Here is a 15603-nt window from a genome sequence, read left to right on the forward strand (position 1 = left end):
ACATATAAGAAGTTCGTAAAAATCTAAAAAATTAATAAAAATAGAGGATTTTGCAATGAAATGTTGAAAGATATTATATAAAAAATACGTAAAGAGGCATAATTGGCTGTGTCAAAGCTCTCTCAGATGTATGGAAATTGGGAAAATTCAAAAAAAGCTTCAATGTATTAAGATAGAGATTATAATATTAAAAATAATCCACACGATGGCACATAAAATATACTTTAAAGTATAATAAAATAGAGTATAATAAACATGAGGTGATTTTTATGAAAAGATTTATAAACCGCAGACAGGAACTTGATTTTTTAGAGAAACAGTACCGAGAGCAAAATTCATCACTTGTTATTATTTATGGGAGAAGGAGAATTGGCAAGACTGCACTTATTAAAAAATTTATTGAAGATAAGCCAGCTATTTATTTTTTGGCTTCTGAGGAGGCAGAGAGTCAAAACATAGAGTATTATAAAAAAGCTGTAGGCAATTTTTTAAAAAATCCTTTGATTGAAAGGTTATCTGGCGTAGGTTGGGATGATATTTTTGATGTTATAATAAACGCAAAAATTAATAAAAAAACGGTGATAGTATTTGATGAATTTCAAAACTTGTGCAAAACAAACCCAGCCTTTGCTTCGATTGTTCAAAGAATCTGGGATGAGAAACTAAAAAACCACAATTTTATGCTTATTTTGAGTGGTTCTTTGGTTGGCATGATGCAAGAACATGCTCTTTCTTATTCAAGTCCTTTGTACGGTAGAAGAACAGGACAAATAAAGCTGAAGCAGTTTTCATTCAAAGAAGCAAAAGAGTTTTTCCCTGAAGCATCAGATGACCAATTTATATGGATATATTCCATCGTTGGCGGTGTTCCAAAATATTTAGAGATGTTCAAGTTTGAAGGCGATATTTACAAGGCAATTGAAGAAAATATTCTAAGCAGACAGAGCTTTTTATATGAAGAGCCTTTGTTTTTGCTTGAAAAAGAAGTTCATGAGGTAGGAAGCTATTTTTCGATAATTAAAAGCATTGCTCTTGGGAACCATAAACTCAGCCAGATTGCCCAGAGCCTTTCTACAGCGCAAACAAAACTTACAAAGTATTTAAATACTTTGATAGACCTTGATATTGTAAGAAGAGAGGTTCCAGTAACAGAAGAGTATCCAGAAAAGAGCAAAAGAGGGTTATATTTTATAAACGATAATTTCATAGATTTTTGGTTTAAGTTTGTATATCCATACAGAGAACAATTAGAACTTGACAATACTGAATATGTAATTGAAAATATCAAGTCAAAAATTGTGACAAATCACATAAGTTTTATTTATGAAGAAGTTTGCAGGCAGATTTTGATGGATTTAATAAAAACAAAAGAGATTGATATTCAGTTAGACAGAATAGGCAAGTGGTGGGATTCAAAGTCAGAGATTGATATAGTAGGAATTAGTAAAAACACAGGCCATGTTGTTTTTGGTGAATGCAAATATTCGCAAAGAGTAGTTGATATTGATGTATTTTTTAACTTAAAGAAAAAAGCAGAAAATATAAAAGTATTTCCTGAGCAAAAAGAACTTTATATTCTCTTTAGCAGAACAGGATTTTCAGAAAGGCTTTTGGAGTTTGCGAAAGAGACAGAGAATTTGATACTGATAAAGTTTCCATAGATATAGCTCAGGTAGCAAGAACGTTTATATGGGCAAAAAGGATTGTCAAAACACTAAGATAAGGAAAGGAGAATATTTTAATGCCAAAGTATTCTAACATTGTCATGACAGGTGGAATTTCAGTATTTTTCTAAAATGAAAAAAAGAGCAATATTTTTTGTGAATATTTTAAAGAATTCTCTAAAAATAAAAACTCATACAAGGGACAAGATTTGAACAAAGTTTTGGCAGAGATATGTAAAGAAAAAGGGCTTACAGATGAGGAAATAAAAAGATTGGTCAAAGAAAGACCCAACCAAGTAAGTGCAGAATTTTCAATGTTAAATGGTCTAAAAGAAAAAGAATTATTGGATGACAAATTTAGTGTTTCGATTATACATTCTGATACTCCAGATGGCATTATGGCTGCGCTGATTAATAAAAAAGTAATAGAACTTATTTTTGAAGGTTCTATAGTTTTTATGGCAGAGGTAGAAGATGTGGATGTTTCAAATGAAGTGAAGTTGCAAAGGTCCTTAGGGAATTTTATGCAAGTTGTTGCAAAAGAACTGTTAAAGGGTTCAAAAGAAACAACTTTTTTTGCGCCAATTGGTGGTTACAAGTACATGACTTATCTGGGATATGTTGCAGGTGCTCTTTTTGGTTATCCGTCTGGGTATATGTACGAAAAAGATCAAGAGTTGCTTGTTGTGCCCCCAATTCCTATTGAAATAAATTTTGATTTAATTGCAAAAAACAAAAATTTTATAGCTAACTTGCTTAAAACTGGGCAATGAGTTATCAAGAACTTAGTAATGCTGAAAAAGAAGTTGTAGACACAATGCCGTATTTCTTCGAAAAAATAGTAGTTGACGGTCAAGAGATTGTAAGCCCAAATGCTTTTGCACAGTTTATTTTTGAAGATTACATTAATACAACAATAAAAGTAAGTACAGAGGTAAAAGAATTAATAAACAAAAATAAACAGTATAAAAATTTTATTCATAATCAGTTGATGGAACTTTTAAAAAAGGTAAAGCTGTATTTCAACAATTACAGAGAGTATCAGGGTTTAAAAGGAGAACTGCAACACAATGAAAATTGGGGAATAAATAAACCATATATTTACAAAGACCCATCGAGGGGTGGTAAATTTATATTCAGATGCGCCTATGATTTCGACAATATCAACAGCATCTTATTAATATACAAAATTTGGCTTAATCATGAACAGTATGAAGAAGAATGTGAGAAAATTGTAAAAGGAGAAAAGATAATAGATATGGATAAAAATAAATTAGTTGGAAATAGATATTGAGGAATGGTGAAAAAATTAAACTAAAAACTTTAAAACCACAGGCATCGCAAAACAAGTTAATGCCTGTGGTTTTTTATTCAATCACAAACAAAAAATCACAAAATCACTCAAACTACCACCAATTTCCAAAGGGCAGGATACAAACAATCGGATTATCAAGAAAAAATTTTAGAAGCAGACGGTTTCAATCCCCAAAGGGAAGACTACAAACACGTCAAAGCTTAATTTTATTATATCTAATTTATACATTCCTGTAAATATTTTCATACCAAAACATTTGTAAAAAACTCAAATCAGCCAAAAAAAATCAATCGATAAAGACCTATCGAACCCTTCCGTCTATCCAGCTGCTGCCAGAAGTTTTGTCAAATCCATGTGCTGCAATTCTGAAATCGCATACAAATTAAATCTTAAAATTTTGCCACCGGAGGTCGACAGATATGACTTTTGATCAAAATGGAAATAATATAAGTCATCTTTTGAATAATATTCAAAAACTATAATCTGTATTACTTTTGCTTTAAAAAACAAAAACCACAAGCCACTTTTTAACTCTAAAGCCACTTGTGGTTAAATTCTCTTGCTGTCAATTCAAAAGCTCTTTTCTCAATCTCTTTATCTCCTCAATATCAAGTTCGGTCAGCTCTGCTATCTCTTCATCTCTTATACCCTTTTGTATCATCTTCTTAGCTATTCTAATTTGACTTTCACGAATACCTTGTTGCAGTCCAAGGTTGAAATCTTTTGCTCTTGCTTCATCAAGAAGTCTTGCTACATTTGATATAAATTCACCCATATTTTTGCCACCCCCTTGTTTAACTCTTTCTGCTACCCTTTCATACTCCTCTTTTTGCTCTTCCAGCAGCCTCGGTCGTATTATGTAATATGCCCACCTTAAAAATCTGTCTATGTTCTCATTGCTCAGTTTCTCTACATTCTTCTCAACCTCTAAAAGCCTTCTTATAAGCTCATCCCTGTCTTCTCTTACCTGCTCTAAATAAAATATTATCGGCGTTAGCAAGTCCTTCTCCTCTTGAAGAATCTTTTTGACATCTACTTCAGACACATCTACTACTCTGTATCTGAATACATCATCCTTGAAAGTCTCAAATGCTTCCATTAAATCAGTAGAAAGATTCCATTTTTCCTTTGTTCAGTTGTACACAACTATGGGTATAACAGGCGGAAGGTTCTCTGCCCCTTTGCTAAGTTCCTTCCACCACAGGCTTACCATGTACTTCAGTATCTTCTGTGCCATATCCCTTTTCACTGTCGACTGGTTCTCTATCAGGATATAAAAATATACTTCTCTTCCTTTTAGCTTTGCTTTTGCAACAATATCAGCTCTGAGCTGGGATAGCTTCTGTGTTACAAATTCGCTGTCATCAAATTCTATAGACTCCTCATCTATTTCATCTGCCCAGCTGTATCTGAGAATGTCTTTTACAAGCACAAGTAGCTCTTTTTTGTCTTTGAGCAAGAACTTAAAAGTGGTATCACGCTCCATTGGTGGAATTTCAGAGCTCAAGGCAATTTCACTCCGATTTATGGATTTTTTCAGAACAAAATTCTACACTCTGTAGCCAAAGATGTTGAGTTTGTTTTATTTTTTGTCCAATTTAATTATACCACAAAAGCGGTCTCACAGTTTCATTTTTTTAATCTTCAAAGGGTAGGCTACAAACCAATGGTTTCCACAGAATTCAAGCACTTGTTGATATCAAGTTTCAATTCCCAAAGGGGAGGCTACAAACTATCAAAGCAAATGCAAATATGGGTGATGAGCAAATTTTCAATCCCCAAAGGGAAGGCTACAAACCTTGCTAAAGCATTACCATTTTTCGATGTAGCATAAGTTTCAATCCCCAAAGGGAAGGCTACAAACTTATCAATGGTGAAGAAGGAATGATTAAAAGAATTAGTTTCAATCCCCAAAGGGAAGGCTACAAACTAACGGAGCCAAGCTGAACATTGGTCTGGACATCAGTTTCAATCCCCAAAGGGAAGGCTACAAACTGTAAAATAAACCTCTTCTTTAGGAGCTAAATAAAGTTTCAATCCCCAAAGGGAAGGCTACAAACACGATGATTAGGAGAGAGGGCTCAAAGCCTCCTTCGTTTCAATCCCCAAAGGGAAGGCTACAAACAAGACCTATTCCGCCGGGACAAGGCACATGGGACGGGTTTCAATCCCCAAAGGGAAGGCTACAAACCCTTGCCAATGCTAAGTTTGCCGTGTTTGTGTATGGTTTCAATCCCCAAAGGGAAGGCTACAAACTAAAAAAATAAGCCCGTAGGCTCTGCAAAACATACGTTTCAATCCCCAAAGGGAAGGCTACAAACGAATTATGTCCGTCATCTTCTCTCATCTCCTCTGCGTTTCAATCCCCAAAGGGAAGGCTACAAACTGTAAAATAAACCTCTTCTTTAGGAGCTAAATAAAGTTTCAATCCCCAAAGGGAAGGCTACAAACTAGCTGACTTATTCCGTTCTGAAACCCCGTGCTATCGTTTCAATCCCCAAAGGGAAGGCTACAAACAATGTATGAAAAAGTAGAAATCATTGCAGATTGTAGGTTTCAATCCCCAAAGGGAAGGCTACAAACTCAAAATGTGGAAACTCTTCCATGGTAGTGTCCACGTTTCAATCCCCAAAGGGAAGGCTACAAACTCAAAAGAAAATAAAAAAGGGGGCAAGAAAAAAATGAGTTTCAATCCCCAAAGGGAAGGCTACAAACCAATAGCATATACCTTGCCATTCGTTGCTCCTGGTTTCAATCCCCAAAGGGAAGGCTACAAACTATAATAAATCCTGACGGTACGGTAACTAAACAGCCAGTTTCAATCCCCAAAGGGAAGGCTACAAACTACAGGGCCGACAATCCTTGGAACGAGCCTATCGCGTTTCAATCCCCAAAGGGAAGGCTACAAACTGGGTGCCCGAAAGATCGATAATTATGGCAATTTAGTTTCAATCCCCAAAGGGAAGGCTACAAACATTGCCATCAGACTGGACACTTTATACGCTAAGTGGTTTCAATCCCCAAAGGGAAGGCTACAAACTCCCAGCCGCCCCGCCCACACCAGCTGGGGTTGATAGTTTCAATCCCCAAAGGGAAGGCTACAAACCAACATTAGATTATATGAAAGAGCAAGTGAGAAATGTTTCAATCCCCAAAGGGAAGGCTACAAACGTATCTTCTTGCAGGCAATCCTTTAACTTTTACATGTTTCAATCCCCAAAGGGAAGGCTACAAACCAAGAGAATGAAATAATAGAATTATACAACAATACGTTTCAATCCCCAAAGGGAAGGCTACAAACTAGCTAAAGATGATGTAGGGCTACTTGAAAGAGCAAGTTTCAATCCCCAAAGGGAAGGCTACAAACCAAGAGAGAGAAAAAGAAGAGAGAGAGCTAAAAGAAGTTTCAATCCCCAAAGGGAAGGCTACAAACGGAAGTAAGAAAAACAAAAGAGATGATAGAATATAGTTTCAATCCCCAAAGGGAAGGCTACAAACATAGTAGAAATTGTTGGAATTCAAAAACCGTCTACATGTTTCAATCCCCAAAGGGAAGGCTACAAACCATAGAAGGCAATCGCATAAATGCGTTATAAACGTGTTTCAATCCCCAAAGGGAAGGCTACAAACGATATGCGGGCCGAGATTCTGGATTTTTCCTGGCTGGTTTCAATCCCCAAAGGGAAGGCTACAAACTTTTAAAAGAAATAGTACGTTTTACTTTGAATTTATGTTTCAATCCCCAAAGGGAAGGCTACAAACTAGCAAACTATAGATAAATACTATATTCCTAAACATCGGTTTCAATCCCCAAAGGGAAGGCTACAAACCAGGGCTTATTGCAATATTTGTTAGTTTGTATAAGCAGTTTCAATCCCCAAAGGGAAGGCTACAAACAGGGAAAGTTGGTGAAGCAGTAACTGCCGTAGCGAAGTTTCAATCCCCAAAGGGAAGGCTACAAACTAGCCTCCCCTTTGGGGATTAAAAATAGAAAAGGGGGAGTTTCAATCCCCAAAGGGAAGGCTACAAACAATTTAACGAAAAAGCTGAAAATATTGCGAAAATGAGTTTCAATCCCCAAAGGGAAGGCTACAAACCGGCGGGCGGGGCGGCTGGGGAAAAGAAAGGAGGTAGTTTCAATCCCCAAAGGGAAGGCTACAAACTAACAGGAATATTTAAACCACTTAGTGCATTCATCAGTTTCAATCCCCAAAGGGAAGGCTACAAACTGGAGATTTTGGCAAAGGGACAGACGGATTAAAGCTGTTTCAATCCCCAAAGGGAAGGCTACAAACCAACTGTTAGAAGTGAAATATGGACTTATTGGATTTGGTTTCAATCCCCAAAGGGAAGGCTACAAACCCGTAGATGGCTTGAGAAATCTTACAAGGAACAAATGGTTAAGTTTTCAAGCTGCTGTAGGTTATTTCTATTATACTCCACAAGCTCTTGAAAGTCAACACATACCAGAAATTACCTTTTGCTGTCGATCCCCGGGGGTTTTTGGGGGGATTACAGGTCGACAGCAATTGGTAAATGCAAAAGTCAAAATACATCACAAATCTCAGAGTACATAATTAAAAATAGCAATTTTTGCACAAGCAAAAATAATATAAAATGAAAAAAATGACATATAAAGCTAATTAACTTTGCATAAAATTTGACCTTAATAATTAAATGATGGTATGTAAAATTAAAAAGTGTACTAAGTAACGAGGATTGCAAGTTCAAAATTTGGTTGTATCTTGAAAATAAAATTGGTATAATTAACATAAAAGTGAGGTGAGATGCTATTGATAGAGGAAATAGTTGAGATTGGTGATGTTCTAATTGGTGATGCATCTGGAAATGATGCCCATTTATCTGTTCTTACAGAAGATATTGAGGTTCCATCTCGGGATGAAAAGAGATATGTTGCAAAAATTGACTTTTCTACAAATGAGAAAAAGATTAATATAGACTGTGCTGAAGAAATTGATGATGAAACTGCTAAAAAATATGTTTATGTTGGTTCGGCAGAAGGGGCAAATTCGTCACAATGGTTTGCTTCTACGACATCTTTTGCATATTTTCTGACAGAAACCATTCCAAACCTTGTTGAATGTGAAATACCTGTAGTATCTGACATATGTAAAAAAATATTGGATATGTATTTTGTCAAAGTCAAAGAATATCTAAGCAAGTCTTCTGAACTTATCGATGAAGAAAAGAGGTATTTGCAGCAGAGAATAGAGAAAAAATACGTTTATTTTTTAGATACTGACAATATAGTGGTAAATGACAACAAGAGACTGACTGAAAAGCCGCTATCACAGATTTACAAAGAACTAATTAACAATGCAAAATCAACAGATAAGATTTTTAAGCAATTGAGAGATGTTTTTACAAAGGAATGTACAAATGGATTAAAAAAATTAACAGAACTAAAACCTCAGCAAATAGGCTTATATGTACTTTGCGTTGATGGAAAGCCTTTGACAAGCTATCCAGAGTATATTGACGCTGTTATTGCATACAAACGCCAGGTCAAAAAAGGCACAGAAAAGACTAAAAAGAAGCAAAAAGAAGGTAATATATGTTATATATGTTTGGACACAGATAACTTATCATTCGAAGGATTTAAAAAGACAAAGTTTAAATATTTTACGACAAACCAGAATATATTTGCATCTTATCTTGACCAAAAGAACTATGCCAAGAACATAACTGTATGCGAAAAATGTCTTTTAAAGCTTGTGGCAGGAGATATATTTTTAAGAAATAAACTTAAAACCCAGCTTGGCTCTTTTGATGTATATGTTCTGCCAACTTTTGTTTACACAAGTGCAAAGTTAACAAAAAACTATTTAGAAGAACTTTCCCAAAATATCACGAATTCGTTGAACACTGCATGGAACTATAACAGCCTGGAAAAACTGCGAGATGATATATACAACTTTCTTTCATATTTCGACCAAAATCACTATTTTTTACTGAACCTGATTTTTTACAGAGAAGCACAAGCAAGTACAAAGATAATAAGGTTTGTACCTGACATCAATCCTTCAATTTTCGACAAGATTTACAATGCAGCATCAAAAGTCTTTTCTCAATATACTGACCTCATTGGGAATGACCCTTCTTTTAAGATTTCCCTTGAAAGCATCTATTACAGCGTTCCAATAAGGCTCAAAAACATAAGTGAGAGTAAAGAAGCGCAAAGGCTTTTGAACATCTACGATGCTATTTTTTCTGGCAAGAGAATAGCAAGAGATGTTCTCATAGAAAATTTTATAAAGGCAGTAGGTGTTGTTGTTTACGGGAAAGAAGGGTATAACCTTTCAAAGTTTATAGGAAACGACATTGCTTCAATGGTTATCAGAATGGTTTTTGTTATAAGATTTTTAGAAATTTTGGATTGTTTGGAGGTGGAAAGAGGGATGGATGTTGCGCAGCTGAACTTGTCAGAAGACCTCAAAAACTATATCCAACAAATGAATTATGATGAGCCAAAGACAGCTCTGTTTTTGCTTGGAGTTTTGATTGGCGAGATAGGAGCAAAACAATATCTTGCTACCAAAGATAGGCAAGACGACTCTGCTGGGCACAAACCAATTTTGAACAAGATAAATTACAATGGGATTGACAAACCAAAGCTTATAAGACTGTGCAATGATGTTCACAACAAGCTGAGGCAGGAAAAGATTTTGCCATACACCGAGATGATTTTTGCCGAGATGAAGAGGCTTTTGGACAAGCACATAGATTCATGGAAGCTTGACAAGTATGAAACTCTTTTTTACATCCTCTCAGGTTATGCATACAAAACTCAAAAGGTTATATTAAATGCTTCTTCAAACTTTCAGGATACATCTAATTAAAATAGGAGGGCTGATGTAAAGATGGAAAAGAAGATTATTGATAAGAACAGCGAGATTTTGTTTACCTATGATGCTAAGCTTTGCAATCCAAACGGTGACCCGGATGAGGAAAATCGACCAAGGATGGATTGGGAAAAAGAAATAAACCTTGTGTCAGATGTTCGTGTAAAAAGGTATATCCGTGATTATGCAGACGACCAGGGTATTCCAATTTATGTTCGAAAGATTGAAGGCAAGAGCGTAAAGCCAGAAGAAGTAATCAAAAGCGTAGGAGAAGACATCGACGAACTTGAGACCTTCATTGACATAAGGCTTTTTGGTGCAACAATACCTATTAAGAAAGAGACGAGAACTTACATCGGGCCTGTACAGTTCAACTGGGGATATTCACTTAACAAGGTTGAACTTTTAGAAGCATCTATCACAAGCCATTTTGCAAGCGATGAGAAAAAACAGCAGGGTGCTATAGGAAAAGACTACAGAGTGAAATACTCTTTCATAGCTTTTTCTGGAATAGTGAGCGCAAGAAGAGCAAAAGAGACTAGACTTACAGAAGATGACCTAAAGTTTTTGGATAGAGCAATGAAAGAAGCAATTCCACTTCAGGCAACCAGAAGCAAGATAGGTCAGTATCCGAGGCTTTACATGAGAGTAGAGTATTTAGATGATAAGACCTTGCTTGGAGACCTCAGAGATTATGTCAAGCTTATAGAAGTTGTCGAAAAACCGCGAAAAATTGAAGATGTTCAGCTTGACATCACAGATTTGGCTGAGTTTTTGCATAAGAACAAGAATGTAATTTCAAAGATTTACTATTTCAAACACCCAGAGCTTTGCCTTGTTTGCGGTGGCAATGTTGTGGACTTTAAAGATGCATTTGGTACTTTTGAGCTTGAAGAAGTTTAGAAAAACAAGGTGAGAAGAAAATGAAATTTTTAGTGTTTGACCTCAAAGGTAAGTTTGCCCACTTTAGAAAATTTTATACAAACTCATCATCGCTTTCGTATCTTGTGCCACCGAGGACTGTGATTGAAGGTATGGTTGCAGCTATCTTGGGTTTTGAGAGGGATAGTTATTATGGGGTGCTCTCAGCAGAAAACCTTTTAGTTGCAGTACAAAAGATAGAAAGGACATATAAGATTGTACAGACGGTGAACTATATAAAAGCAACAACTGTAAATGAACTAAAAAATCCAAATACCCACACACAGGTGCCGCTTGAGATCTTGGCTGGCTACAATGGATTTGTAGGTTTTAGAGTTTTTGTTATGCCAAAAGATGAGGAGATATATTCTCTCTTGAGGGCAAGGCTTGAAAGTGGCAAGTCAGAATTTCCGATATACTTTGGCAGTGCTCCGTTTGCTGCAAAAACTGAGTTTTTGGGTGAATTTGAAGCCTGCAGGTGGGAAGACAGCAGGGCAGGTATTTTAACTGTGCTTGATGCAGGCTTAATAAAATCTCTAAGCTTAGAGTTAGAGTCTACTTCTTCTCTTGCTCTTATGAAAGACAGGATGCCGTGCGATTTTGACAAAGATAGGTTTGCCACAAAGGTCAAGACGTATATTCACGACGAAAATCTCAATCCTATCTGGGTAGATTTGGATAGCAGTGCGCAGGACAAGGTGTATTATATAAAAGAATTTTCAGGTGACAGAAAAGAATGCATTTGTGTGATGTAAAAAATCTTTTGCCATTTGGGGGATAGCCCAGATGGCGTTTTTCTTGTTTTGTCAAAAAAGTTTTTATATATTGTCAAAAAGGTGGGATTTGTATGGAGTATTATTCTCACAAAAATCCTGATAAGCTTCTTTATGATCACCTTCTTGAAGTTTATCACTATGCTATGGAGGCAAATGTTGAGCTTAAGAACTGGGAAAAAGAAGCGCTGCAAATTATATGTCTTTGTCATGACTTTGGGAAATTTACAACATTTTTTCAAAGTCATCTTAGCGGTGTATCAAGCAAGCATTCACAGCATGGTTTTTTATCAGCCATCTTTGGAGTCTTTTGCTGGATGCAAAAGAAAGGACTGTGCTTACAACAGATGAACCCCCCAGCTTCTTTAGATGAAGTCATATCTCTTTTGATTTACGCTTGCATTCTTCACCATCACGGAGATGTCAAGGATATTAGCAAGAACCTGCCAGAAAAGTTTAAAGGAGATTTCAAGGCAGATATAAACCTTGTTCAGAAAATAGATGATGCCTATGTTCAGATTGAGGATTTGAGGTGCAACGCTGAAGATATAAAACCTTTGCTTGAAAAAATTGGACTTGGCAACGAATTTGAAAAGTTTTTGGCACAGCAAAGGGGTTTTATAGAGGATATCCTAAGATATCTTAAAAGAATTGAATATGGCATTCGCTTGATTGGTATGATACCGCAGGCTTTCAAAGATGGAACTGAGCTTTATTTTGCCCAGCAAAAGTTGTATTCTCTTCTCATATGGGCAGACAAGATGTCGGCTGCAAATTACAAGTTACTGTTTCCTTGCTATGCTTCGTCAGACAGACTTATTGTGGCAAGAGACAAAGTTATCAAACCAACTCAGGACAAAAATCTGCAGAGAATAAGGCAAAGTGTGTTTGAGGCTGTGCTTTCAAATATTGAAAAGAACAAAGAGAAAGATATATTTTCAATCACAACACCAACTGGTACAGGAAAGACTTTGGCAGGAGTTTTTGCAGCATTAAAACTGAAAGAGATTTTGAAAAAGTCTGGAAGGATAATATATGCTCTTCCGTTTACCTCTATAATAGACCAAAACTACCATGTTGTCGAAAATCTATTTGAGGCAATAGAAGATTTTGAAAAAAACAGAGACAGGTACTTGTTAAAACACCATCATTTAACTGATGTTGAGTTCAAGGGTAAAGAAGGAGCGCTAAAAGAAATTACAGATGAAATTACTGTATTTGAAAAAGTTGCTTCAGAGTGTTTTATAGAAAACTGGACATCTGGGTTTGTAGTGACAACATTTGTCCAGCTGCTTGAAACTTTAATTTCGAACAGAAACAGGATGCTCAAAAAATTTCATACTTTTTATGACTCAGTACTTCTCCTTGATGAGATTCAGGCAATTGATGTTGAGCTTTTGCCGCTTGTTGAAGAGGTCTTGAGAAAACTGACACAGCTTTTCAGGTGCAAGATTATTCTCATGACAGCCACAAAACCGCTTATATTCGAAGATGCTTGTGAGCTTGCAGGGTTTTGTGACTATTCAATTTTTAACAGAACAAAGCTTATGTATCACCACAGCGATTTAAAAGTAGCTGAATTTGTGGATTTCTTCTTACAAGAGGTATATGAAGACGAAAAATCGTTTTTGATTGTTGCCAACACCATAAATCAGTCGCATCAAATCTACAATGGCATAAAAAACAACCTCAAAAATAAAGAGGTTATTTACCTTTCAGCAAGCCTTGTACCAAAAGATAGAAAAGATATTATAAAGAAAATAGAAAAAATGTTAGAAAGCGGAGCAAAACCCATTGTTGTTTCAACTCAGGTGATTGAGGCAGGGGTAGACATTGACTTTGATTGTGTAGTAAGAGACATAGCTCCTATTGATTCAATAATCCAGTGTGCAGGAAGGTGCAACAGGCACAATGAAAAAAGCCAGGGTAGTGTGCTGGTTGTAAACATGAAAGATGAAAGTGGCATAACCTTTGCAAAAAGAGTTTATGGCAACACGGCAATTGAAATATCAAGAGGACTTCTTTTGAAGCATCTTGAGGTGGAAGAAAAAGACTATGGTATGCTGATTGATAATTATTTCAGGATGATAAAAGAAAATAAATCATTTAAAAAGTCTGAAGAGTTTTTGAAGGCAATAAGGCTTTTAAAGTTTGACAGTATTCTGGAAAAGGAAGAGCTCACAATCTCAAGGTTTAGTCTTATCCAGCAGCGGGGTGGGTATGTCAGCGTCATCATAAGAAGCAATGAAGAAATAGAAGATGCTTATCAAAGGTATATAGACTCTTTTTCCATTAAAGATTATTACGAAAGAAGAGAAATCTATCTTAAACTTAAAAATATCCTTTTTGAATACACAATTTCTGTACCAATAAAATACGCCCAGATTTTTGATGAAGAGAAAGGAATATTATCTTTGCCACCCACATCCTGCCAGCGATACTATAGCCCTAAGACAGGATTTGTGTATGACCCAAACGACCATATTATTTTTGCCTGAGTTTAAGAAACAGGATGGTGTTTTGAAAATGGATATTTACATGACAGGTGTTTACATCTGGTATTACAACATCTGCAAAAGACAGGTGTGGCTCATGGCACATAGCATCTTGCCAGATGAGAACGACGATAACATTGTGCTTGGCAGGTTTCTTCATGAGTATTATTACAGGAAAGATCAGAAGGAAATAAAATTCGGCAATGCAGTGTTTGACATTCTGTATCAGGACAAAGATGAGATAGTGATTGGTGAAACAAAGAAATCTTCAAGGTTCAAAGAAGCATCGAGGTATCAGCTTTTGTTTTATATAAAGCTTCTAAAAGAAGCAGGAATTTCAGCAAAAGGAGTGCTTTTTTATCCAGAGGAAAGAAAAAAGGAAGAGGTTGTTCTGACAGCTGAGGAAGAAGAAAAATTGGAAAAGATGATAGCTGACATTGAAACGATAATTGAAAAAGAAAGCCCGCCTCCTGCAGCCACATGCCGATATTGTCCAAAGTGTGCTTACAGGGAATATTGTTTTGCTTGAAAATAAAAGGTTTTGTCCGCAAAAAAAAAGATTTTCCGGGGTGATTTTAAGTGAAAAAAGACCTTTATGTTTTCAATTCAGGATTTTTAAGAAGGAAAGATAACACCATCATGTTTGAAACAGATGAGGGCAAAAAGTATTTTCCTGTTGAAGAGATAGAATCAGTTTTTATATTTGGAGAGGTTGACATAAACAAAAGATTTTTGGAGTTCATGACAGAAAAGAATATATGTGTACACTTTTTTAATAGGTATGAGTACTACGTTGGGACATACTACCCGCGAGAACATTACAACTCAGGCATTGTGATACTCAAGCAGGTAGAATTTTACAACGACTATAATAAAAGAATAACCATTGCAAGGTCAATTGTTGAAGGTGCTGTTTTGAACATGCTTGTGGTTCTGAGGTACTACAATTCCCGTGGAAATATGTTAAAAGATGAGATAGAAACTATCGAAAGAATGCGCCATAACATAAGCGCCTGCAGTGATGTAAATACGCTTATGGCTTTGGAGGGGAATATAAGAGAAATCTACTATAAGTGTTTTAACAAGATACTGGATGATGAAAATTTTACATTTGTCCGCAGGAGCAAAAATCCACCTCTTGACAGGATAAATGCTCTGATTAGCTTTGGAAATTCTCTTTTGTATGCTACAACTCTTGGAGAGATTTACCAGACACAGCTTGACCCACGCATTGGGTATCTACATTCTACAAACCAGCGTAAGTTTTCTTTGAATTTGGATATTTCTGAAATCTTCAAGCCCATAATTGTTGACAGAGTAATTTTTTCTCTTGTTAACAAGAAAGTGCTGAGCGAAAAACATTTTGAAAAGGAACTAAATGGAATTATTCTAAATGACCAGGGCAAAAAATTGTTTATCTCTGAGTACAACCAAAAGCTTTACTCAACCATTATGCATCCAAAATTGAACACTCAGGTGAGCTACAAAAGGCTTATTCGGATGGAAGCATATAAGCTTCAGAAGTTGTTTTTAGAAAATATAGAATACAAACCTTTTGTTGCAAGGTGGTAG

The 15603-nt window shown here is 36.0% G+C and carries 12 protein-coding genes and 1 CRISPR repeat array; of the genes, 9 read left to right on the top strand and 3 right to left on the bottom strand.

What is annotated here, in order from left to right; genetic code table 11:
- Positions 1-269 precede the first annotated feature (269 nt).
- The 3 genes from PGC14_RS12135 to PGC14_RS12145 all read left to right on the top strand — a co-directional run bounded on the left by PGC14_RS12135 (position 270) and on the right by PGC14_RS12145 (position 2958).
- Entirely contained in the window at positions 270-1661 is a 1392-nt protein-coding gene (locus PGC14_RS12135; protein ID WP_011915670.1) for an ATP-binding protein, read from the top strand.
- 212 nt (positions 1662-1873) lie between these two features.
- The gene (locus tag PGC14_RS12140) at positions 1874-2437 is read left to right on the top strand and encodes a hypothetical protein (RefSeq protein WP_011915671.1); all 564 of its coding nucleotides are present in this window, start codon (positions 1874-1876) and stop codon (positions 2435-2437) included.
- A complete protein-coding gene (locus PGC14_RS12145) occupies positions 2434-2958 on the top strand; it encodes a hypothetical protein (protein ID WP_271629073.1) in 525 nt (174 codons plus the stop codon). Before PGC14_RS12140 ends, PGC14_RS12145 begins: the two co-directional genes overlap by 4 nt.
- Positions 2959-3297: 339 nt before the next feature.
- Here the strand turns inward: PGC14_RS12145 and PGC14_RS12150 are convergent, their stop codons facing one another.
- From PGC14_RS12150 to PGC14_RS13290, 3 genes are read right to left on the bottom strand one after another with little or no spacing between them, the layout of a single operon-like run.
- A complete protein-coding gene (locus PGC14_RS12150) occupies positions 3298-3489 on the bottom strand; it encodes a hypothetical protein (RefSeq protein ID WP_148203698.1) in 192 nt (63 codons plus the stop codon).
- A 55-nt stretch (positions 3490-3544) separates the two neighbouring features.
- Positions 3545-4078, bottom strand: a complete 534-nt coding sequence (locus tag PGC14_RS13285; RefSeq protein WP_307189062.1) for a hypothetical protein — start codon at positions 4076-4078, stop codon at positions 3545-3547.
- 33 nt (positions 4079-4111) lie between these two features.
- A complete protein-coding gene (locus PGC14_RS13290; RefSeq protein WP_011915675.1) occupies positions 4112-4486 on the bottom strand; it encodes an Rpn family recombination-promoting nuclease/putative transposase in 375 nt (124 codons plus the stop codon).
- 127 nt (positions 4487-4613) lie between these two features.
- Positions 4614-7341: direct repeats of the CRISPR family, unit length 30 nt; unit sequence GTTTCAATCCCCAAAGGGAAGGCTACAAAC.
- A 431-nt stretch (positions 7342-7772) separates the two neighbouring features.
- Here PGC14_RS13290 and PGC14_RS12160 point away from each other — a divergent pair.
- The 6 genes from PGC14_RS12160 to cas1b all read left to right on the top strand — a co-directional run bounded on the left by PGC14_RS12160 (position 7773) and on the right by cas1b (position 15603).
- Positions 7773-9839, top strand: coding sequence for a TIGR02556 family CRISPR-associated protein (locus tag PGC14_RS12160; protein ID WP_307742493.1), 2067 nt, complete (start codon positions 7773-7775; stop codon positions 9837-9839).
- 21 nt (positions 9840-9860) lie between these two features.
- Positions 9861-10745: a type I-B CRISPR-associated protein Cas7/Csh2 gene (gene cas7b / locus PGC14_RS12165; RefSeq protein ID WP_011915678.1), complete on the top strand. Its 885-nt coding sequence runs from the start codon at positions 9861-9863 to the stop codon at positions 10743-10745.
- Positions 10746-10765: 20 nt separating this feature from the next.
- Positions 10766-11518 carry a CRISPR-associated protein Cas5 gene (gene cas5 / locus PGC14_RS12170; RefSeq protein WP_011915679.1) on the top strand — a complete coding sequence of 251 codons (753 nt, stop codon included), beginning with the start codon at positions 10766-10768 and terminating at the stop codon, positions 11516-11518.
- 92 nt (positions 11519-11610) lie between these two features.
- Positions 11611-14034, top strand: a complete 2424-nt coding sequence (gene cas3 / locus PGC14_RS12175) for a CRISPR-associated helicase Cas3' (RefSeq protein ID WP_271629075.1) — start codon at positions 11611-11613, stop codon at positions 14032-14034.
- Positions 14035-14062: 28 nt separating this feature from the next.
- The gene (cas4, locus tag PGC14_RS12180) at positions 14063-14560 is read left to right on the top strand and encodes a CRISPR-associated protein Cas4 (RefSeq protein ID WP_011915683.1); all 498 of its coding nucleotides are present in this window, start codon (positions 14063-14065) and stop codon (positions 14558-14560) included.
- Positions 14561-14610: 50 nt separating this feature from the next.
- A complete protein-coding gene (gene cas1b, locus PGC14_RS12185) occupies positions 14611-15603 on the top strand; it encodes a type I-B CRISPR-associated endonuclease Cas1b (protein WP_011915684.1) in 993 nt (330 codons plus the stop codon).

It is taken from the genome of Caldicellulosiruptor sp. DIB 104C (genome assembly GCF_028198085.1).
In the GTDB taxonomy this organism is placed as follows: Bacteria; Bacillota; Thermoanaerobacteria; order Caldicellulosiruptorales; family Caldicellulosiruptoraceae; genus Caldicellulosiruptor; species Caldicellulosiruptor saccharolyticus.

Coding starts and splice junctions, on each gene's coding strand:
- PGC14_RS12135 (WP_011915670.1), top strand. CDS start 270: ATGAAAAGATTTATAAACCGCAGACAGGAACTTGATTTTTTAGAGAAA.
- PGC14_RS12145 (WP_271629073.1), top strand. CDS start 2,434: ATGAGTTATCAAGAACTTAGTAATGCTGAAAAAGAAGTTGTAGACACA.
- PGC14_RS13285 (WP_307189062.1), bottom strand. CDS start 4,078: ATGGAAGCATTTGAGACTTTCAAGGATGATGTATTCAGATACAGAGTA.
- cas7b (WP_011915678.1), top strand. CDS start 9,861: ATGGAAAAGAAGATTATTGATAAGAACAGCGAGATTTTGTTTACCTAT.
- cas5 (WP_011915679.1), top strand. CDS start 10,766: ATGAAATTTTTAGTGTTTGACCTCAAAGGTAAGTTTGCCCACTTTAGA.
- cas3 (WP_271629075.1), top strand. CDS start 11,611: ATGGAGTATTATTCTCACAAAAATCCTGATAAGCTTCTTTATGATCAC.
- cas4 (WP_011915683.1), top strand. CDS start 14,063: ATGGATATTTACATGACAGGTGTTTACATCTGGTATTACAACATCTGC.